This window comes from Herbaspirillum sp. Her4 (assembly GCF_057961335.1).
Genome location: NZ_CM176330.1, coordinates 3,849,510 through 3,869,312, shown reverse-complemented (window position 1 = coordinate 3,869,312; position 19,803 = coordinate 3,849,510). Strand labels below are relative to the sequence as shown.

The window sequence follows — 19,803 nt, the reverse complement described above, 5'->3', positions numbered from 1 at the left end:
TGTTTTACGTTGTGAATGGACGAACTTCTGTTGCAGAGGCTGGCGGAAGGCTGGCGGAGGGAAAGCTTGTGACGGCAAGGGAGGTGTTTCAGCTGGCGGCCTCGCGGGTGTCGGAACGTCGCTGCAAACCATGCAGGGCGGCGGCCACGATCAGATAGACGGCAGCGTTGGGCCAGAACACTTCACTGATCGGCAGCCAGCCCATGGCCGAGGCACCGGCAGCTGTTCCGAGCAGGGCACCGGCCTTGGCCGCGCTGTTGCCGGCGCCGAGCACCCAGCCTTGGCGGTGGCCATCGGCCTGGCGTGACAGCAGGGTGTAGAACACCGGCAGCAATGCGCCGAGGAACACGCCCCACAGCAAGCGTGCCGCGACAAACCATGCCGGCACATGACTCATGGACTGCAAGGCCAGCGTGGCAGCGCAGGCCAGCGTGATCCACTTGACCCGCTGCAGGACTTGCTCCGGTGCCAGTGCAGCGAAGGCGCGTGCCCAGAGCGGAGCCGCAATGCACAGGCCCAGTGCGGTAGCGCCATAGCAAAGGCCGGTGAAGCTGGCATTGGCATGCAGGACCTGATCGGCATACACCGCAAAGAAAGCCTGCGGCATGATCTTGCCCGCCTGCACCAGCAAGATGCCCAGCAACAAGCCTTGAAACGCGTGCAGTGCAGGGCGTTCTGCCGCCGTTGGAGCAACCGGCTTTGATGATGCGCGCTGTCGATCAGTCGGCGCGGCTGGCTTGACGAAGGGCAGGGCCACCGCAGCCAGCAGCGCGCACAGCACGCAGACCAGCGCGGTCGTCAGGTTGACGATCCAGAACCCCCAGAGGTCAAACAGGATGCCGCCCAGCCATGGGCCCAGGGCTGAGCCCATGGCGGTGGCTACTTGCAATCGTGCCATGAGTGAGCTGCACTGCGCCGGGGTGGCCAGACCCGCACCATAGGCTTGCGCCGTAGCGATGAAGCCGCCCAGCGCGCCCTGGATCAGGCGTGCCAGCAGTACTACGGTGACGCTGTCGGTCCAGGCCGCCATCAGCTGGCTGACCGCCAGCGCCAGCAAGGCCCGCACCACCATCGGCTTGTGGCCGGTCTGGTCGCCCAGGCGGCCCCACCAGGGGGCAGTGAGCATGGTCATCAACAAGGGGCCGGCATAGACCGCCATGCTGACCCAGGCCAGCGTGGCAGCCGACATGGGAGCCAGCTCCCGCAAATGCAGAGGCCAGAAGGGGCCGCTCATTTCCATCGCGCCCATCGAGAGCAGCTGGATGGCCATCAGATAGCGCAACGCCACAGCCGGACTGCGGCCCATCAACACGCTCATGCTGCGCCCAGCAGGGGATTGGGCATGCGCAGGACGACGTCCTCGGAGGTGTCGCTCAGGCGCATGCGGACGAAGGACTTGGCCGGCCAGTCATCCTGCAGCAGTGCCCGATACTCGGTTTGCCAACGCTGCGGTTCGGTGTTTGGCTTGAGTTCCGCGAAGCAGGCTTCGAGACGCTCGCGCAGTACCGCCATGAATGCTGCTTCCGGCTTCTGATAGGCGCGTGAGAGCAGCAAGGCAAGTTCGATGATGTGGCACAGCATGAAGGCGTGCAGAAATTTGTCGCGCACGGAATCGTTGTCTTCGAACAGGGTGTGCTTGCTGCTGTAAGTTTCCAGCGCCAGTCTGCTGTGGCGCAAGGCGGGGGCATGGATGCGCAGGTCCCCAAAATCGCGCAACAGCATCTGCACGGGCCGAAGTTGGGCATCCACCATCACGAAGCTGTTCTGCTGATGGGCTTCAAAGGCGATGCCATAGCGCAGATAAGCTCCCAGCACTGCCGGCAAAGCGACGTCCAGATAGGCAGCAAAGAAGTGTTCGGCAGCATCGGCGTCGTCTCCCCACGCTGCGCTGACCAGATCGCAGACCAGCGGACGCCCGCTCAGAGGGGAATCTGCAAACAAGGTACCCACCGGTACCGGCATGCGCTCCTTGCAGCGTTGCGTCATGGGGTTGCTGCGGTAGAGCACGGCCAGGTGGCGGGAGACATCGTCATTGCCCTGCGGGGCGCGGTAATACAGGCCGACTTCTTCACCGAGGATGGCCAGCCGTCCGCCGAAACCGTCTTCCCTGGCGATGATGTCGCGCAGCAGCCTGGTCAGGCGCGGGCCCATCACGGCAGACTTGGGCGAGACGGTACGCTCGACGCTGGTCAGGCGCAGCGATACGGGCAATTTCATGTGCGGCTGTGTCGGCGAGCCTTCAGGGACCACGGTGCGGAAGGACATGGTCGGCCGGGCTGGCAGGCTCGCTTCGGGCAGCAGCAGGAGCTGGCGCTTTTCCAATGCCTGAGCGAAGCGTTCGGGGATGGCGCGATCCAGCTGGTAGGGATGCAAGGGCAGGGGGAGCCAGTGTGAAACGTCTTCACCTCGGTGCTGCAAGGCTGTTGTCCACGTTTCCCAGGCTTGCGGGTAGTGGGTAGCGAACCATTGCCGGTATTCGGCGTGGTCCTGGCCGCCGGTGATGCAGGCGACATCGACGTGCATTGCTGCCAGGGAGAGCGTGATCGTGGCTTCAAATTCGGGCGAGAGCGCCATGACCTCGGCGCTGCTCAGGCCGAGTTTGGTCTTGTAGTTGGGGTGCCAGGGATGGCCCAGCGTGCCCCATTGTTCCAGCAGCAGGCTCGGGTTGGGGTGCGCTGAACGGAATAATGCGGCGACAAAATTGGTCTGCTGATGCCCGAACTCGGCACGCAATCGAAGTCCCCAGTGTTGGCGGTAATTCAGGCAAACGGCGTCATTTTCTGCGCTGTTGGAGAGCTCCATGATCAGCCGTTGCAGGCTGGCTTCGGAAATGTCCTCATGCGCCCGAGCCACCTTTGCCAACAACATGGACGAGCTCAGCAAGGCTTGCGGGACCGGGTTTCCGACACTGTAGTGTGCAATGGAACCGTGGAGCTGGCAGTTGTCCGCCACACCCAGGTGCAGGCCCTCGATGCGCAGCATGCTTTGTGCTTTCCACAAAGGCAGCCAGGCGTAGTGCCCATCGAAGATCAGGTGTTCCCGCTGCAGCAGCTTTTCGCGGAACAGCGCTTGCAGGGTGCGTTGCAGGCTGCGCTGCCGGGCTTGATGCCAGGCTCGGTTGAGATGGACATCTTGGGGTTCACCTAGGTCCTGGATGAGATTCAAAGTACGCATATTGTTGCCTCATGTAACAAAGTGTCTTTGAATTGTATCAAATGAGAATAGCTATAATTCTTATTTATTCGAGGGGTATTTATTCGTATAATTTGTATTATGTAAAATAGTTATTTCCCACCTCGAAGCCCACGAGAAAAGCCGCCATTCGTTCGTTGAAGTAAAAGTGCCTTATTACCTGAAACGAATTTGCCTTTTTCTGTTGCAAATGAAGAGAAAGTGCCTTGTTACCAAGGTCGATCAATCCGCCAAACTGCATCCCCTTGGTGTTGCGCACCCTTCATAGCTTGAAGGACACACTACTCAAGGCGGCACGAGAAGTTAGCTCCAGCGTCTTGGTTTTCGAACACTATGAACAGACCGCGAACAGGTTTTGGGGTTTCGAACAAGGCCCGTGAGGAACTCAGTTGTGTAGGCACTAGAATGGAATAGCCCCTTGAATCTCAGGACACGAAGACTCTCTTAAAATAGAGGATAGTCTTATGACCAGTTTTACGACTAGGCAAACCGTGGACCACATCGAGATTCTGACCGAGCCGGAGCGTCGCAGAAGACGCACGCCCCAAGAGAAAATAGCCATCGTCCAGGAGACCTTGGCTCCTTTGCGCTGAAAACACTGGCCGAGACATTTGCTCATAGCGTTACGTCCACCTGCGGCCCTTGATAGGACTGTAGCGCCTGCAGTAGCTCTCCACGCTTCTCCTCCGTGAGTGGGCGCATTTGCTCATGCGGCGCGATCCTGCCCTCCAGCAGATTATCGGGCATCTGCAAGGCAGCTACCGCGTTGGGCTCGCGGGCCAACGCGGTAGCAAAACCTTTCACGCACGCCGCCAGTTTGTTGGTCTGCTTGCGTTGTGCCAGCTTCTCTATGAAGGCCAGGCGGGCATCCACATCCAGCCCGGCGCACAAGGCTTCACTCAGGCGTTGCTGAACCGAAGGCGCAAGCGCGGCAAAGATGTTCTCGTTGATGGCGGCGAAGATCCTGGCTCCGATGTCGCGATAGGAGCCCAGACGCAGGTGACGCAGCATCTCTTCTGCTGCAGCACGCTGTAGGGCTGGGTCCTCGGATTGCAGATTGCGTTCATGCAGCAAGGCCCAGTCCGAAAGGATATGCGCGCGGGTCTCGGCACTCACTCCGGGCAAGCCTGAGTCCAGGCACATCGCGAAAAGTGACTCCCAACGAGACAGATCTTCTTCTGGCATCGCCCCCGGTGCAAATGCCAACGCACTTCCGGTCAGCAGCGAGGCAATGGCATGCGGCGCATAGCGGGCTCGTTCCATCGCAGCCGACAGGTTCTCGCCCTCGCCTGTGCCGGCGGCCATACCGGTTCGCTGAATCTCCGCGCGCATCGCCGCCACATCCGTACCATGGCGTGCCGCATCACTCAAGCGTGGGGCGAAGGCGCTGCAGACAATACCAATCTGATCGGTAATCAGCGCGTCGGACAGGTATTCGGACTCCTCCAGCAGGCTGTCGAGTTCCTCCCTGAGCCACTGCTTCTGGCCGGCCACCCTATCCGCGGCATACTTGGAAGTCTGCGTCGCACTGACGATGAGCTCGTCCATCACGGCCTCGCAGCGCTGCAGCGTCAAGGGCGCAGGGATACCACGCGTGTCGAAACGCTTGTTGATGATCTGTATCGCCGTAGGGCCCCAGTGCATCACGTCGCCCTCCTCCAGCATGGTACGAAAAGCATCCTTGGCGACCTCCATGATCTTGTGGTGCAGTTGGGGAACATCATTGACGGACAGTCCACCTTCCAGCATCCAACCCAGCGCATAGTGTTTCTCAACCAGCTCTTCCCTGCTCTCGCGGCCCACGGTCAAGCGCAGCAATTCTCTCCCGACATCCAGCATCGACGTCCCCAGGAAGCCGAAACTGGTCCGTAGCTCCACCTGGCGCGCAAGGATCTGCATGGCCCGACGAGCATTTAAGGTATTCAGGAGAAGGAAAGGCAGATCCTCTTCCCGCAAGATCATCCCGGCATCGATCTGGTGCGTCTTTCGAAGACAGAAGGCATCGACAAAGGCGGCATTTCTGGTGGCTTCGTCGATGAGCTTGAGTTCATCGTCCTGCGCGTGGCCGAGCATGTGCACCAGCAACTGGCTCTCGTCATTGTTGATCCAGCCAAGATCCTGCTCTGCCTCGCGCAGCTTGCAGTTGGCCAGGCGGGTCTTGGCATCGTCACGTCCGATGACGGTCACTGCCCCCGCCATGATCTTGCCACTGCCCAGTGAGGTGTATTTCTGATAGCTCTTGCAGAGTACGATCTTGAGCTGACCACTGTCGATCAACGGCTGCAGCTTCTCGATGACATCGGCGAGATCGGATTTGCCATCGGCAGCACGTTGCTCCAGCGTCGCATCAAGCACCAGTACACCGGGATCGCTTTTACTCATCTTCCCGTTCTTGACCCAGGCGATGGTCTGACTGACCAGCTTGTCGGTGCTCCAATCGTTCTGCTTGTCCTGTTCGCCGTGGCGCTGGGGCCAGCTCGGATGAAGTGGTGCCATGCGGATGCGGTCCTGGTCGTACCAATGTCCCTTCGAGTGCAGCTTGACCGTCTCAAAGTAGTCCGGCAAGGGATCCTGTTGGGCCAATGCCTGTGTGCGCTTCGTGCCGGTCAGCTTGCGCGCCATTTCCACGCCTGTGGAAATGGCATCCATGCCGCTGGAGAGCAGGAAAGTTTCCGGTGGAGCGATCTGCAGCTGACCCAGCACCGGTCCACATCGGCGCTCTAGCAATGCTGCCGTTGCCTTCTTGAAATCGGTCTCGCCGTAGGGCTGGACGGACGCCAGCAGAAGATGCATTTCCTCAATGATCGCCTCCTGTGCCGAGAAGAACAGCGTGGAGTCGTTGGTCACCGTGGTCATTGCCTGCGCAGTCCTGAGGAGGCTGTCGAGAGCATTGGCGATGAGGGGATCGTGTCGCAATCCGGGGCTGTCCAGCTTGCTCTGCAGGGTCTGCTGCAATGCTGCCAGCAAGGATGCGGTGCTGTTGGCTACCGTCTGCATGGCATGACCAGGTGGCAGCTGCCGCAGTGATGCTATCGTGCGTGCCATGTCTTCGCCCCAGGCCGACTGCAAGTGCGCGTGATTGTCGATGCGTTCCTCATCAAAGAGTTGCTGCAGCGTTTTGCGCGGCCGTACCGTATTGTCAGATGCCGGATGGGTAGACTGCCAGTGGAGCTTGTCGACATGGAAATGCGACGGTTGGCAGCCCAGGCGTCGCACCAATTTTTGCGCCTCGGGTGCCAGTGCCTCGCTGGCCAATTCGATGGCCACCAGGCCCGACTTCAAGGGCAGGATCCGGCCTGGCTCCTTGCGCCCGGGGACCAGGCGGGAAGCCGAATTGCGCATTTTGAGCTGGGCAAGGATGCGGGCCGCGTTGGTCTGCGAATTGGCGAAAAGGACGCACTTGGAAGGATGGCTGCGCCCCAGGATGCGGTAGATGTCCAGGCATTGCGTCCTGGTTCTCTCGGAGGGCGCATCCCGCTGATATTCAGCACTTTCTTGATGTTCCACCGTAAGGCCGGGCACATGGCGTTGCTCCAGTGCGGGCCCGCTCAGTGCGTATTCTTTCCTGGCCGTGAGGAGGCCATATTGACGGGCCAGATAACCGCTATCGTGGATGCCTTGCAATTGCTCGCGGCGTTGACGCGCGTAGCTGGCCGAGCCGATATGGTCGAGTGCGGCAGTGCGATCGTGCCTCCAGCGCACCGCCAGGTACTGTTCCAGCGCGGATGAAAAATCATCGCCACCCTGAGGCGCAGCTTCAGCTGTGCGCGGGCCCGAGTGCGCTGACAGCGCCATGTCGTCGGCGAACTCCGTAGACTGGAGCCAAACTGGACGGCTGTGACGCATGCTGGCCGACCCCGTCTTGGTGGCACCGAGTACAGCCGATGGTCCCCCGCTCGATGAGGCCGCTGCCTCCTGAGCATTGAGTTCAGTCTCCGTGGGGACCATGGTGCTGATCGAATGGCTGGCAATCCTCATCCGCAGGCTCCTGATGGGCAATGGAGCTCATGAGTGGTGCGCGGACGCGCCTGGTTCCATTGCACCTGCCCTTCCGTGCCGCTCAAGTGTTCGGGTGCTCTGCCCTGCGAGGGCACCGCCCGCTACCCGGCATCAGGTTCCAAACGTACTAGCGGATTGCAAGCGAAAGACCGGAAAAAAATTCCGATGATCGGCGACAGGTGTTGACTGACTCGCAGAGTCGGGCCTGTGCCGGTGATCCGAAGTAAAGCCCCCAAACGATGGATCAATGCCCAGCCCTTGTTGGGTGCACAGACAAGCGCAGACCAATCCGAAAATCGCCTAAAAATAGACAAATCGGGAAAATCAAGAATGGATAAATTATTCGCGTTGTTTCAGATGCGCTCGGCGAACTTATCTACTCGTTCCAGCACCCATCAGGACATTGAATCTTCATCACTCCAACTGCCCACGTCGGTTTTCATTTAGAAATATGTTTCCGTGCTCAAATCCTTCCGCCCACCTCAATGCATCTCTCCCATGGAGTACGGCGCCGGAAACAGAGGATTGCGGCGCAGAAAACGCCGGTCAATTACCTTGCGGCAGTCCTGCTGCTGCGCTTGGCGACTCCAGCCAGGTCGGCGGACCGCCTCGCCGCCGCGAATCCACGCTGGCCAAATTCAGTCGCCTCTTCCGGCATCAGGAAGCTGCGTCCGGTTCTGTCAATGAGTGCGCCGATATCGATCATCCACAATGGGACGAACTGCAGCCTGCGCTGCGCAAGTACGTCAAAGCACGCATGCAAAAGGCACTGGCCCAGCAAAGGCACTTCGGTGCCGACCATCTTGAAAGCCAGAAAGGAATCTGCCGAGGTATGGGCTCCGTCTGGCTTCGTCTGCATCAGGCGAAACCTTCGGCAAAAGCCTCTGACCTGCGTCGGTAATTTGTAGCCAGTCAGGCAGTGAGTCGGTTGTCGATCATATTCGATTCCAGCCAGGCTCGACGGACCGTAGCTGGAGGTTGGTACTGATGTGCGCTATGCGGCCTGCGCTCGTTGTAGAACTGACGCCATCTTTCAATCAGCACTTTTGCCTCTGCCCGACTGCGGAACCACTCCCGGTTAAGCAGTTCGTCACGCAGCTTGCCATTGAAGCTTTCCACGAATCCGTTCTGCCATGGACTGCCTGTCGCAATGAAGGCGGGACCAACGGAGGCATCCCGCAGCCAGCGCATGACCTTGGCCGCTGTGAACTCGGCGCCGTTGTCCGACCGAACGTAGGCCGGCTTTCCATGTAACCGCATCAATCGCGAGAGCGTCAGAATGACGTCCTGGGAGCGCAAACTGGCAGCAACTTCGATGGCCAGGCATTCCCGGGTGTATTCATCGATCACGCACAGCATCTTCAATGAGCGTCCATCCACCATCTGGTCATGAACAAAGTCGTAGCTCCAGACCGAATTGGGCTTGGTTGCTCCAGGTAGCCGAATGTCGTTGCCGCATCGACGCCTGCGAGGCCGCTTTCGTGGAATACCCAGTTTGAGCGCGCTCCAGAGCCGTCGTACTCGGGACTCGCCCAAGGCCAGCCAGGCAGACATACGCCGATAGCCGAATCGAGGGACCTCTTGCGATGCCGCGATCAGCTGCTGCGTCAGACTCCGATCCTTTTCAGGTTGTAGCAACTGATAACCTGCTACCCGCCGGCTCAGATCCAGATAACGACATGCCTTGCGTTGCGACAGCCCCCGACGAGTAAGGACTTCCAGCGCTTCGCGCCGGCCCGCGGAGGTCATCATTTTTTTCGGCTTAACTCCTTCAAGCCATCAATCACCAGCAGCTGCTCCGCCACCATGCGTTTGAGCTTGTCGTTCTCGGATTCAAGCTCTCTGAGCCGCCGGGCATCCGAGACATCCATACCGCCAAACTTGTTTCTCCAGCGGTAAAAGGTCTGCTCTGTAATGTTATGACGCTTGCACAGATCTACCGTCGCAATCTCCTTGCTCTCTGCTTCTCGCAAGATGCTGATGATCTGTTCGTCCGTAAATCGCTTCTTCATTGAGTTCTCCTTGGCGTTAGCATAAAGAACTCACTTAGCCGGTGGCTACAAAATTCGTCTCAGGTCACCTCGGTACGCATGTCCCTGCTGATGTCGGAGCGTGGTACGGCACATGCCACCATCGCACAACGACTGTACGCCCAGGAAAATGTTCATCACCACTCCGGTGCAGCGCCGTCGCTAAAGAGGCTGCTGGAGCTGGGGCTCGAAGCCCAGTTCGATACGGCGGTATCAAATCTCTCAAGCGTCTACTCAAGTCAGGCGAGATGCATCAGCAATGAATTTTTCACGGGGTCAGCAGCGTATCTACGTGCAGAACAGCTACTGAAAAGATCGCCCGGTTATTACGATCTTGGCATTAGTCTCACCAATCAGAGCGGAGAAGAAGCCGGCCACAACCTCAGCGTATTTTCGCAAGGGGATAGGCATTCACTGACCGTGTTTGATTCAAACTTGGGTGAGTGCAAGGTGCCACCGGGTGAATTGCCCCGATTCATGAACGAGATGTCCCGGTTTTACCAGGCGACAAGAGCTTACGCATTCTCAGGAATCCGTTCCATCCTGAAAATGGAGTTCACTGAGGACGTCAGCGCAACCCCTCTTGCGCAACTGGCTGGCGAACTGGATGGATCATGCAGGGTAGCGACGGATCAGGATCTGGCAGCAGGAGCTTCAGCGTTCCGAGCCATGTCGCACATTTCGCTCGCCATGCCTGCACGCATCGAGCTTACGCACCGCGCCTGATACAGGTGCTCAATGCGTCGAGGAACTCTTTCTCCAGTCACACCTACCTATGCGTGGCGGCTCACTTAGTCTCAACCTGGCACACAGGAGGAATCATGCTCGATTGGCTGGAAATCACGGGGATCGGCTGCGGCATCGTTATCGTCATCCTGTTCCGCATTGCGTTACGCAACGCCATACGACAAACCGTGGCCGAAGAAATGGAACAGTGGCGAAAGACCGGCCGCGTCCATGCCGACCAAAATCAGGAGCGGCCTTTGTCCTTTACTTCATCGCGTCACGAACTGGTCTTCGAACTGAGCTGCAACCGCGACCGCTATCGCTAGGGCCTTTGCACAGGGCGTACACGCCCTGCACTCATGGCTCATTGCCGGAAGAACCGGATGCCTTCATTGATGCTGCACTGGTAGGAAATGCGCTCTCCAAGCCGCGTGTAAGCAGGCAGCTGGAACATGTCAGCAGTGAAGGTTACGCTCTGATCGGCCTTGACCTGGTAGCGCAGGAATTGCCATAACGGCTCCCCGTTTCTGCTCACAGTAGGATGGCTGTCCGAGAAGCTCAGCACGCCATCCATGACAAGATAAGCATCGATGGTCAGGCCCCCTTTCGCTTTGCCAGTCCGGCTGGTCACCCCATCCGGGCGGCAATGACTCAGGTCCAGCGAGAGCCGCACAGTCGCGCCCTGGTCGAGCGCCTGCACGATGTCGGCCTGGCTGGATAACGCCGTCACAGGGACTGTGTCGGCGAAAGCGGAGGGCACGCTCAAGCACAGACCGATGAGAGGCAGTGCTACGGTGGACAGAATTTTCATTGAAAGCAGTCCTTTCTCTTCAAGGGGGAATCACTTCGAACGCCAATAGCTGCGTTACCTGGGAGGCATTGAAATTATTATCTGAAATGAAGACCAGGCTGTCATGCCCGTTGGCCAGTCGCGGCCCCCAGGATACGCCCTCCAGATTGTCGATCTTCGCCAGCGGCAAGGTGTCAAAGTCGAGGATCAGTCGTTTGCCGGCCGGCCTGATGCAGCACTGTCCGGCCAGTGCAGGCATCGCCGCAATATCGGTAGCATTGCTGATATCCATTTCGTAGAGCCGGATGTGGAAGCGAAACACGCCATCGCTCCCCTGCACTCCCGAGCGTTCCAGTGCCAGCAGATGATGTGCATCGACGGCCAGCAACTCGGAGAGGCCGTTATCGGCATATCGGCCTCCCGGTGCATGCGCAATTGCGTCCAAGGAGTAGGCATATTGGGCGATGATCGTGCCGTCGCGACGATAGTGAGTGATACGGGCCAGAGCACCATGTTCCAGCGTAGGTACTTCGCCGTCCTGATACAAGGGAGCCTCCATCCCCAGCCACAGTGTCTGTCCGTCGGGCGAGAAAGAAAGACCTTCGAAGGAAAGATTGTCGCGCGGCCCCAGTGGCTGATCCGGGCGCACCTGGAACATCGTACCGGTGGGAAACTGTGACAGGTAGCTCCCGTCGCGATCAGCGCGCCGGACAAAGGGCGACATCTTTTTCGGACGATTACCCTCACTGCTATACCAGAGACTGCCATCGAGCGGATCAACCCGTATGGATTCCAGATCAGGAATATCGCCGCCCCGCACTGCCGCTTCTCTTGCATCCGGGTACAGGCTGCCATCGGCTTGTCTCAGCAGCGTCACCGCATCCACCTGCAGGGCATGAAATCCCTGCAGGTCATAGCGCAGCTTCAAGGTGTAAAAGCGCGCGGGACTGACCTCGGAGCGATCATCGCTTTCCGCGACCCAGGTGTCGGAGCGGGGATCGTAGTCGATTCCGGACAAGCCGCCGATCACCGTCCCCATGAATGGCGCATTGAGCGCAATACGCTGCTCGCCCAGCAGACGCAGGCTGCCCACAAGGGATTTCGTCGGTGTGCTCTGGTCCGGGTTGACGGCACAGCCGCCCAACCAGAAAGCCAGCAGGCAAGCCAGCCACACCAGGCGGGTGCGGATCAGAAAAACAGGCAACGGTAATGAACGCATAAACAGGAACGGTTGGAGTTCAGCGACGGTCCATCGCATGACAAAGCCGGATTCACGGGAGACCGGAAAGTTTTTCAAGCACCAGCGCCAGCAACCCGTCGTTATCGACGCTGGTGGCGGCTCGAATGAAGGAGGCAGACGCATCTGGCGGGTCAAACTGCGTGAGCGCATAGCCCTCGGTGAGACCGGGGCGCCAGTCGACCTCAACGCGGCACAGCTGCTCGCCAAACAAGGCAGGTTGCAGCAGCGCGGCAACCGGGCAGACATCGTGCAGCAATGGATCCATGGCGGCGTATTGCCTGAGCATGGCGGCGGCCGCTTGCCCGCAGCGATTGGCCAGGCACCCTGTCGTCTCGATCCACGCGGGGCTCATGACCGCCTGGTGCGTTACATCCAGCGGATACAGATGGATGGCAGCACCGCTGCGCATGACCAAGTCAGCCGCCAGCGGATCGGCATAGAAATTGAACTCGGCCGCCGGGGTGATATTGCCCGGCACCCGCAAGGCGCCGCCCATGATGGAAAGCCGCCTGCTCCGCCGCAGAATGCCCGGCACCAGCAATTCGGCCAGTGCCAGATTGGTCAAAGGGCCGATGGCCACGAGGTCGATACTGCCGGCGGGTGCCTGCTGCAGATGGCGCACCAATGCCAGCGCACCGTGCTCGCTCTCGAGAGCAGCGGGTGTCCCGGGCAGGACGCCACCGAGGCCGTCTTCACCATGCACCAGGTTGCAGCGCGCCGGTTGGCCGCTCAAGGGGCGCTCGGCCCCGGCGTGAACAGCCAGGTCTGGCCGACCGGCCAGATCCATCAGCTTGCGGGCATTGCCGGCCGTGATCGCAGCAGGCCGGTTGCCCGCCGTGGTGGTGATGGCCAACAGATCCAGCTCGACGCTGCCGGCAGCAAGGAACAAGGCCAGCGCATCGTCGATACCGGGATCGCAGTCGATGATGACAGTGCTCATGAAGTGGCTCCTGTGCAAGCGGTGGCGGTAAGGATGGCGGCCACGCTGCCCTGGTCGGGCAAGCCGTGGCGCGCACCGAGGGCGCTGACGACGCAGCTGGCAGCAGCGCAGGCAAAACGCAGCGCCAGCGACAAGGGCTGTCCTCTCAGGCGGGCACTCAGATAGGCCGCGTTGAAGCAGTCGCCGGCCCCGGTGGTATCGACCACCTGTGCGGGGAAGGCCGCGTGGCGGGAGGAACTGGTACGTACTGCGCCAAGGGCCCCACCCGCCCCCAGCGTGACGATGATCTCCGAGGGGCCCAGGCGCAAAGCCTCGGTGAGCACCTGAGCGGAGGGTGCGCAGCCGGTCGCCTTGTGAAAGCCCGCCTCGTTGAAAAACACGATGTCCGCCAGCGAGGCCCGACGCCACATCTCGTCTGCGTTCGGTGCCACGGCTGCCTCCAGATCGATGGCCACGAGCGTGCCAGTAGCACGGGCCAGGTGACTGACCGTCTCCAGCTCAGCCAGATCGTAGGGCATGGCATAGACCAGCCGCGACTGTCTGAGCGCCGTGTGCAAAGCGTCCGTATCCAGCGTGGCGGCGGCCATGGGCAGGTAGATGATCGACTTCTCCCCGGAAGGCGCCAGGATTGCGACTGCCGACGCCGAGGCCGCCTGCTGCTGCACGGTCAGCCATTGCGTGGCAACACCATACTCCCCCAGGGAGTCGCGCAGCAGCTGCGCATGAGGATCATCGCCAACCCGTCCGAATTGGGCGCAGTGCATCCCCAGCCGACTGGCCGCACAGGCCACATTGGCCGTGGTGCCGCCGGGCAGGACGCCCAGCCATTGCCCCACGGTCTTGCCGCCGGGCGGCGGCAGCTGCTCGGCGCGCAGCATCAGGTCGGCCACCGGGTCGCCCAGGGTCAGCAGGTCGTACGGGCGCGAACTCATGGCTGTACCCGTGGCGATACGGTGCTGGAGAGACGTTGGGCGCGTTGCGCCATGTTGACGATCGCAAGCTGGCTAAGGCCCTCGGCGATCTGCTGCAGGTCGAAGTCGTCATGATTGACTTCCAGGAATTCACTGAGCAGATCGGCCGGCAACGCAGCCGTGCCGCGCAGAGCGCCGACGATGGCCCCCGCCATGGTGGCGATGGAATCCGTATCATTGCCGATCGAGGAACACAGTGCGATGGTTCGCAAAGGATCACCCTGCGCATAGCACACCACGCCCAGGGCCGCCGGTACGGACTCCGCTGCCAACACGGAATTGCCGACCTTCTTTTCCATGTTCACCAGAAACTCGCGGTCGTTGCGCGATTCGGCGGCGATACTCAAGGCCATTTCCAGCCTGGCCAGATAATTCGGCCCGGCCACGGAGCGCGCATGCTGGCTGGCCATTCGCTCGCCCATACGGCCGCCGTGGGTGGCCGCCGCCAGCACCTGCTGCAGATCGTCGCTCACCAGCGCCTGGGCAGTGGCAGCGCTGATCGAGCAGGCGGCGGAAATGGCCACATCCGTATCGTGTGAAGGCAGGCAGGTGACCAGTGCCTGTTCGCAGGCCGCCGCCAGATCGCCGGGATGAATCAGCCCAGCCGGTGCCACCCGCATGGCCGCACCATTGGTAATGCCAATGGTGGTCATCTTGCGCCGCGAGCTGCCAATGATGCCCACCTCATTGACATCGCCGCCCTCTTGCAAGGCCTTGACCATCAGCGCCGTGCTCGGCCCCATGAATCCCGCCTTGGGGCTGGTGCTGGCCCAATCCAGCAGGCAGCTCACCCAGCCGTCATAGTCGAGCCGTCCGTCGGCGGCGATCAGGGCGCGCGCCAGGTAGTACATCTGGCTGGCGTCATCGGTGACCTCAGCGCGCTTGCCGGCATTGGCACCGGCAAAGGTGTCATCGGGCGGGGTGCCGAAGCGGGTCACCAGTCCGCCGTGACGGGCGGCGATCTCGTCGATGCTCCATTGTTCGGTCTGGGCACCGAGGGCGTCGCCCATACCGGCCAGGGCCAGCGAGGCGAAGATCCTGTCCCTCAAGTTTGTGCTGCTCACATGCTTCTCCTGTAATGCGAAGGGGTTGTTGCTTAGCTTGATCTGTGCGCCCTGCCCTGCTTGCGTGCACCGGCGGCGACCAGCGCCAGCAGGGTGACCACAGGAGGCAGCATGTACAGCAGTTGCGGTGCCATGCCCGCCGCACCGAGCCGGGTCGAGAGGACCGCGCTGGCACCGAAGAGCAGGGACGCCAGCACCGTGCCGGTGAGGCCGCGCGCGCCGACGAAGACCGCCGCCAGTGCCAGGAATCCACGTCCGGCAGTCATGTCGGACTGGAACAGACTGAGGTAGCCCATGCTCAGGTAGACCCCGCCCAGGCCAGCCAGCATCCCCGAGACCACCAGTGCCAGATAGCGCATGCGCTTGACCGGAATGCCCGCCTCGGCGGCGGCCTGCGGATGCTCCCCTGAGGCACACAGCCACACGCCGGTACGGGTATGACGCAACAGCAGGCGCAGCAGGGGAATGGCCAGCAAGGCGGTCCACAGCAGCAGATGATGGCCCCGACCATGTTCGCCATTGAGCAGCAGGTCCAGTTGCGGCCAGGACTGCAGGCCGGGAAGATGCAGCGCCGGCAGCACTGGCGTATCGAGGCTGGCGGTCGAGCCCTTGTCGCCGACCAGCGTGGACAGCAGGAACACCGTCAGGCCGGCAGCCAGTACGTTGAGGGCGATGCCGGCCACGATCAGATCGGCACCCCATTCGAGGTGGAACACCGCCAGCAGCAGCGCCAGCAGCATGGCCGCCAGTACCCCGGCCAACGCCCCCAGCCAGGCGTGCCAGACCGGCGGCAGGCCCGGCAGCCAATACGCCGCCAGCACCGACCCCACCACGGCAAAGAAAGCCGCCACCAGCATCAGGCCTTCCAGGCCCACGTTGATGCAACCTGCCAGATCAGAAATCAGTCCACCGAGCGCGGCCAGCAGGATCGGTGTAGCGGCGCGCAGCAACGCCGGCAGCAAGGTGGCGGCAGCCATGCTCCAGGCCCAGTAGTCATGCGTCATGTCGGCCTCCCGCTACCCTGCGCGCGCGCCAGCGCAGCCAGCCCCCGGCCAGCGCCGGCTGCATGCGTTCGGCCACCAGGAACAGGATGACCAGCGCCTGGATCACCAGCACCACTTCGCGCGATACATCGGTACTGCGTTCCATGGCCAGTGCCCCGGTACGCAGATACGCATACATCAGCGCCGCCCACGGCACTGCGCGCGGCTCGCAGCGAGCCAGCAACGCTACCAGCAAGCCTTCGTAACCGAGTCCGGCAGGCAGATCGACGGGCAGGCGCTTGAGCAGGCCGTGGCTGATATGCATGCCCGCCAGCGCGGCCAGCACCCCGCCCGCTCCCATCGACAGCCAGACCGTGCGCTGTACCGGCAGGCCGGCCTGCAAGGCGAACGCAGCTGACTGTCCGACCACCCGGATTTCGTAACCCAGCGTGGTGCGCATGAGCAGCAGCCAGCTGGTCCAGACCAGTAGCGGCAAGGCCAGCAGCATCACCGTCACGTTGGTATGGACCAGCAGCACCGGCAGCTGCAGCGAGGCCGGCAGGAAGGGCGTGACGATGAAGCCGCCGGCGGGGTCGCGCAGCCAGCCGCTGACCAGCCAGCGATAGGCCTGCACCGCCACGATATTGAGCATCAGAGTGGTGACGATCTCGTTGGCCTGAAAGCGCGTCTTGAGCAGCCCCGGCAAGGCACCCCAAAGGAATCCGCTGGCACAGGCCGCCAACATCGACAGGCTCAGGACCACAAACCACGGCCCCGGCAGATAGAGGCTCACCACGGTAGCGGCCAGCGCGCCCAGGAACAGCTGACCATCTGCGCCCAGCGAGAATTGCTTGGCGCGGAAAGGAATGGCCACGGCCAGACCCAGCAGGGTCAGCGTGATGGCGTCTTCGATCACGGCCCCGAAACGTACCAGGCGGGTCAGTTGCCAGCCCTCGCCCGCACCCCAGTGCAGGCGCGGCAAGGCACCGGTGAGCAGGGTCAGGAACGCGCGCAGGGGCTCGCTGCTGACCGCGCACATGATCAGGAAACCACACCCCAGACCGGCGGCCAGCGCCACCGGCAGCCGCAGACGTTGCGCCAGGGCTTGCTGACGTTGCAGACGCTGCTGCAATGGCAGGGCGATCGCTTGCTTCATGCGGGAACTCCGGAAAATGTGACTGCGTTATCGAGCAAGGCGGTGGCATTTTGCTGGCGTTGGGCGCCGGTCAGATAGGGACCGAGGACATCGGCGCTCAGCCCGGCTGCATCGAAGTGCGCTACCAGCGCCCCCTCGGCCATCACGGCCACGCGGTCCGACAGCACCAGCAATTCATCCAGGTCTGCCGAGATCAACAGGATTGCCGCACCGCCCTCGCACAAGGCCAGCAACTGACCATGCAAGGCCCGTGCAGCACCGATATCGACCCCGCGCGTGGGCTGGCTGGCGATCAGCAGACGCGGCCCGGCCGCCACCTCGCGCCCCAGCACCAGTTTTTGCATGTTGCCGCCGGAGAGCGCTCCCATCAGCGTCGCCGATGAAGGAGCGGCCACACCGCAGTGCTGCATGAGCGTGGCGGCGGTACGGCCGATGGCGGCGCTGTCGAGCCAGCCGCGGCGGGCAAGCGGTGCCTGGTGGTAACTGACGGCGATGAGGTTGTCGGCGATGCTCATCTCGGCTGCCACGCCGTCGCGCATGCGGTCTTCGGGGATGTAGCCCACGCCGCAGGCACGCACCTCACGCACACTCAGGCCGGTGAAGCGCCGCCCCTGCAAACGGCCTTGTCCGCCGCTGGCTGGCTGCAGGCCCAGCAGCACCCGCGCCAGCACATCCTGCCCATTGCCCTCCACGCCGGCGATGCCGAGAATCTCTCCGGCTGCGATGTCCAGTGACAGCGACTGCAAGGCCAGGCGTCCGTCTGCATGATGCGCCTGCAGATCGCGGATTTCGACCAGCGGCTGCGTCGCCCGCTGCCGGGTACGCGCGGGCATGGTCGGCGGTGCCTTGCTGACGATCATGCTGCCCAGTTCGGCCTCGGAAAAATCGCTTACCCGACCGCTGCCGCTGACCCGTCCCTTGCGCAACACCGTAAAGCGGTCGGCGACATCGCGGATCTCCTTGAGCTTGTGACTGATCAGCACCACGGTGAGACCCTGCGCCACCATGCTGCGCAGAACGCGGAACAGGCTCTCGGCTTCCTGCACCGAAAGCACCGCCGTGGGCTCATCAAGCAGCAGCACCCGCGCACCGCGATAGAGCGCCTTGAGAATACCCACGCGCTGTTGCACCCCGACCGGCAGGTCGCGCACGCGCGCCAGCGGCTCCACCTCCAGTCCGAATTGTTGCACCAGCGATTGCACGCGCCGCAACGCCGTCTTGCGGTCGATGCGCCAGCCTCGCCGGGGCTCCGCGCCCAGCACGATGTTGTCGGTCACGGTGAAGGAAGGCAGCAGATGCAGATGCTGGGGCACCAGCCCGATTCCGGCGGCAATGGCTTGCGCCGGATCGGCCAGTACGCGCGCCTGGCCGTCCAGCCAGAGGCTGCCGCAGCTGGGTTGTTCCAGGCCATAGAGCATCTTCATGACGGTCGATTTGCCGGCCCCGTTCTCGCCCACGATGGCGTGGATCTCCCCGGCCCGGATGGACAGGCTCACATCGTCGTTGGCCAGCGTGCCGTTGGGATAGAGTTTGGAGACTTGGCGCAACTCCAGTAGCGCCGTGCCGGCCTGCGGCATCGCTGGCGTGCTCATCCCCTTGCCTCCGTGTTGGCGCGGGCAAAGCCACTGGGCGGGCGCACGCGGCCACTCACCAGATCGGCGCGCACGGTATCCAGACGTTGACGCAGGGGCTGCGGCAGCCGGTCCAGCACCTCCGAATGCGGTGCCAGCCCGATACCGCCCTCGGCCAGGCCGAGGGAATCGGCGCGTCCATAGGGCAGCTGCTGCCGCAGCGCCAGACTCAGGGCCTGCACGATGGCCACATCGACGTTCTTCAACACCGAGGTGACGATGGCGGCGGCGCGCTGGGGATTGCTGTGGTGATACATCTCATACTGGTCCAGATCCACGCCGATGGTGTAACGATGCGCCTCGCTGGCCGCTTCGGTCACGCCCTGCCCGGTCGCACCGGCCGCCTGAAAGATGAGACCGGCACCCGCCGCCATCTGGGCATTGGCAATATCCTTGCCGGCCGCAGGATCGGAAAAGCCGTTGGCATACTGTATCGCCACCCGTATCGATGGATTGGCCGCACGTGCGCCCGCATCGAAGCCCAGCAGGTAATCATCGATCACCGGCAATTGCATGCCACCCACCTGCCCCAGACCGGCGTTGGCGGGCAGGCCCGGCAGCAGCCGCTCCTGCAGCAGCATGGCGGCCAGATAGCCCGCCAGGTAAGCGCCCTCGTTCTGGCGGAACAGGATGGAATGTACATTCCCGCAAGCACAGCGGGCATAGTCCACTGCAGCATCGAACATCACGAAGCGCATGCGCGGAAACTCTCCGGCCAGCCGCTGTACGTAGGGCACCATGGTGAAGGTGCCGGCCAGCACGATATCGTAGTCGCCACTATCGGCCAGATCGGCCAGCGCGGACTCCCAGCGCGTCGGGTCATTGCCGCCTTCGACCACCCGCACGCTGACCGGCAGTTCACGCCCGGCGCGGCGCATTCCCTTGGCCGCCGAATCGAAAAAGGATTTGTCGCCCAGCGTGCCATTGATGAACAGGACCGCACGCAGCACCGTCTTGTCATTGCCCTTGCGTGCCAGCCGATCGGACCAGTGCGCCAGTAGCGACAGCAGTGCCAGCAGAAGCAGGGCCCAGGCCAGGCGAGGCAGCAGGTAGCGGAGAGTGGCGTTCATCAATGTGGGCA

16 protein-coding genes are annotated in these 19,803 nt (G+C 62.1%); 2 read left to right on the top strand and 14 right to left on the bottom strand.

Features of this window, described 5'->3' with window-relative positions; all coding sequences use genetic code 11:
* Positions 1-88: 88 nt before the first annotated feature.
* From ACWFUC_RS17535 to ACWFUC_RS17515, 5 genes are all read right to left on the bottom strand, one after another.
* On the bottom strand, positions 89-1,318 hold the full coding sequence (locus tag ACWFUC_RS17535; RefSeq protein WP_489622857.1) for an MFS transporter: 1,230 nt from the start codon (positions 1,316-1,318) through the stop codon (positions 89-91).
* Positions 1,315-3,174 carry an IucA/IucC family protein gene (locus tag ACWFUC_RS17530; RefSeq protein ID WP_489622856.1) on the bottom strand — a complete coding sequence of 620 codons (1,860 nt, stop codon included), beginning with the start codon at positions 3,172-3,174 and terminating at the stop codon, positions 1,315-1,317. Before ACWFUC_RS17530 ends, ACWFUC_RS17535 begins: the two co-directional genes overlap by 4 nt.
* Positions 3,175-3,807: 633 nt before the next feature.
* Entirely contained in the window at positions 3,808-6,987 is a 3,180-nt protein-coding gene (locus ACWFUC_RS17525; RefSeq protein WP_489637225.1) for a hypothetical protein, read from the bottom strand.
* A 754-nt stretch (positions 6,988-7,741) separates the two neighbouring features.
* Positions 7,742-8,050 carry a hypothetical protein gene (locus tag ACWFUC_RS17520; RefSeq protein WP_489622787.1) on the bottom strand — a complete coding sequence of 103 codons (309 nt, stop codon included), beginning with the start codon at positions 8,048-8,050 and terminating at the stop codon, positions 7,742-7,744.
* 53 nt (positions 8,051-8,103) lie between these two features.
* A protein-coding gene (locus ACWFUC_RS17515; protein WP_489622786.1) for an IS3 family transposase occupies positions 8,104-9,203 on the bottom strand; the annotation gives its coding sequence in 2 pieces (ribosomal slippage) (positions 8,104-8,951 and positions 8,951-9,203; 1,101 coding nt in all).
* A 78-nt stretch (positions 9,204-9,281) separates the two neighbouring features.
* Between ACWFUC_RS17515 and ACWFUC_RS17510 the strand changes: the two genes are divergently transcribed.
* On the top strand, positions 9,282-9,947 hold the full coding sequence (locus tag ACWFUC_RS17510; protein ID WP_489622785.1) for a hypothetical protein: 666 nt from the start codon (positions 9,282-9,284) through the stop codon (positions 9,945-9,947).
* Between the two features lie 95 nt (positions 9,948-10,042).
* Positions 10,043-10,273, top strand: a complete 231-nt coding sequence (locus tag ACWFUC_RS17505; RefSeq protein WP_489622784.1) for a hypothetical protein — start codon at positions 10,043-10,045, stop codon at positions 10,271-10,273.
* A 38-nt stretch (positions 10,274-10,311) separates the two neighbouring features.
* On the opposite strand, the gene ACWFUC_RS17500 is transcribed toward ACWFUC_RS17505, so the two are convergent.
* Genes ACWFUC_RS17500 through ACWFUC_RS17460 form a run of 9 tightly spaced genes read right to left on the bottom strand, consistent with a single transcriptional unit; the run spans position 10,312 to position 19,792 of the window.
* A complete protein-coding gene (locus ACWFUC_RS17500) occupies positions 10,312-10,758 on the bottom strand; it encodes a VirK family protein (RefSeq protein ID WP_204725584.1) in 447 nt (148 codons plus the stop codon).
* Between the two features lie 19 nt (positions 10,759-10,777).
* Entirely contained in the window at positions 10,778-12,034 is a 1,257-nt protein-coding gene (locus ACWFUC_RS17495) for an esterase-like activity of phytase family protein (RefSeq protein WP_489622783.1), read from the bottom strand.
* Complete coding sequence (locus ACWFUC_RS17490; RefSeq protein ID WP_204725583.1) at positions 12,009-12,917, bottom strand: nucleoside hydrolase; 909 nt, start codon at positions 12,915-12,917, stop codon at positions 12,009-12,011. The genes ACWFUC_RS17495 and ACWFUC_RS17490 overlap by 26 nt, the downstream gene beginning before the upstream one ends.
* Positions 12,914-13,849 (bottom strand): carbohydrate kinase family protein, encoded by a 936-nt coding sequence (locus ACWFUC_RS17485; protein ID WP_489622782.1) that lies wholly within the window; start codon positions 13,847-13,849, stop codon positions 12,914-12,916. Before ACWFUC_RS17485 ends, ACWFUC_RS17490 begins: the two co-directional genes overlap by 4 nt.
* Positions 13,846-14,952 carry an ADP-ribosylglycohydrolase family protein gene (locus tag ACWFUC_RS17480; RefSeq protein WP_209584986.1) on the bottom strand — a complete coding sequence of 369 codons (1,107 nt, stop codon included), beginning with the start codon at positions 14,950-14,952 and terminating at the stop codon, positions 13,846-13,848. The genes ACWFUC_RS17485 and ACWFUC_RS17480 overlap by 4 nt, the downstream gene beginning before the upstream one ends.
* A 32-nt stretch (positions 14,953-14,984) precedes the next feature.
* Positions 14,985-15,956 (bottom strand): ABC transporter permease, encoded by a 972-nt coding sequence (locus ACWFUC_RS17475; protein ID WP_489622781.1) that lies wholly within the window; start codon positions 15,954-15,956, stop codon positions 14,985-14,987.
* The gene (locus ACWFUC_RS17470; RefSeq protein ID WP_489622780.1) at positions 15,946-17,091 is read right to left on the bottom strand and encodes an ABC transporter permease; all 1,146 of its coding nucleotides are present in this window, start codon (positions 17,089-17,091) and stop codon (positions 15,946-15,948) included. The genes ACWFUC_RS17475 and ACWFUC_RS17470 overlap by 11 nt, the downstream gene beginning before the upstream one ends.
* Positions 17,088-18,683 (bottom strand): ABC transporter ATP-binding protein, encoded by a 1,596-nt coding sequence (locus ACWFUC_RS17465; RefSeq protein WP_489622779.1) that lies wholly within the window; start codon positions 18,681-18,683, stop codon positions 17,088-17,090. The genes ACWFUC_RS17470 and ACWFUC_RS17465 overlap by 4 nt, the downstream gene beginning before the upstream one ends.
* Positions 18,680-19,792, bottom strand: a complete 1,113-nt coding sequence (locus ACWFUC_RS17460; protein WP_489622778.1) for a BMP family lipoprotein — start codon at positions 19,790-19,792, stop codon at positions 18,680-18,682. Before ACWFUC_RS17460 ends, ACWFUC_RS17465 begins: the two co-directional genes overlap by 4 nt.
* Between the last annotated feature and the right edge of the window lie 11 nt (positions 19,793-19,803).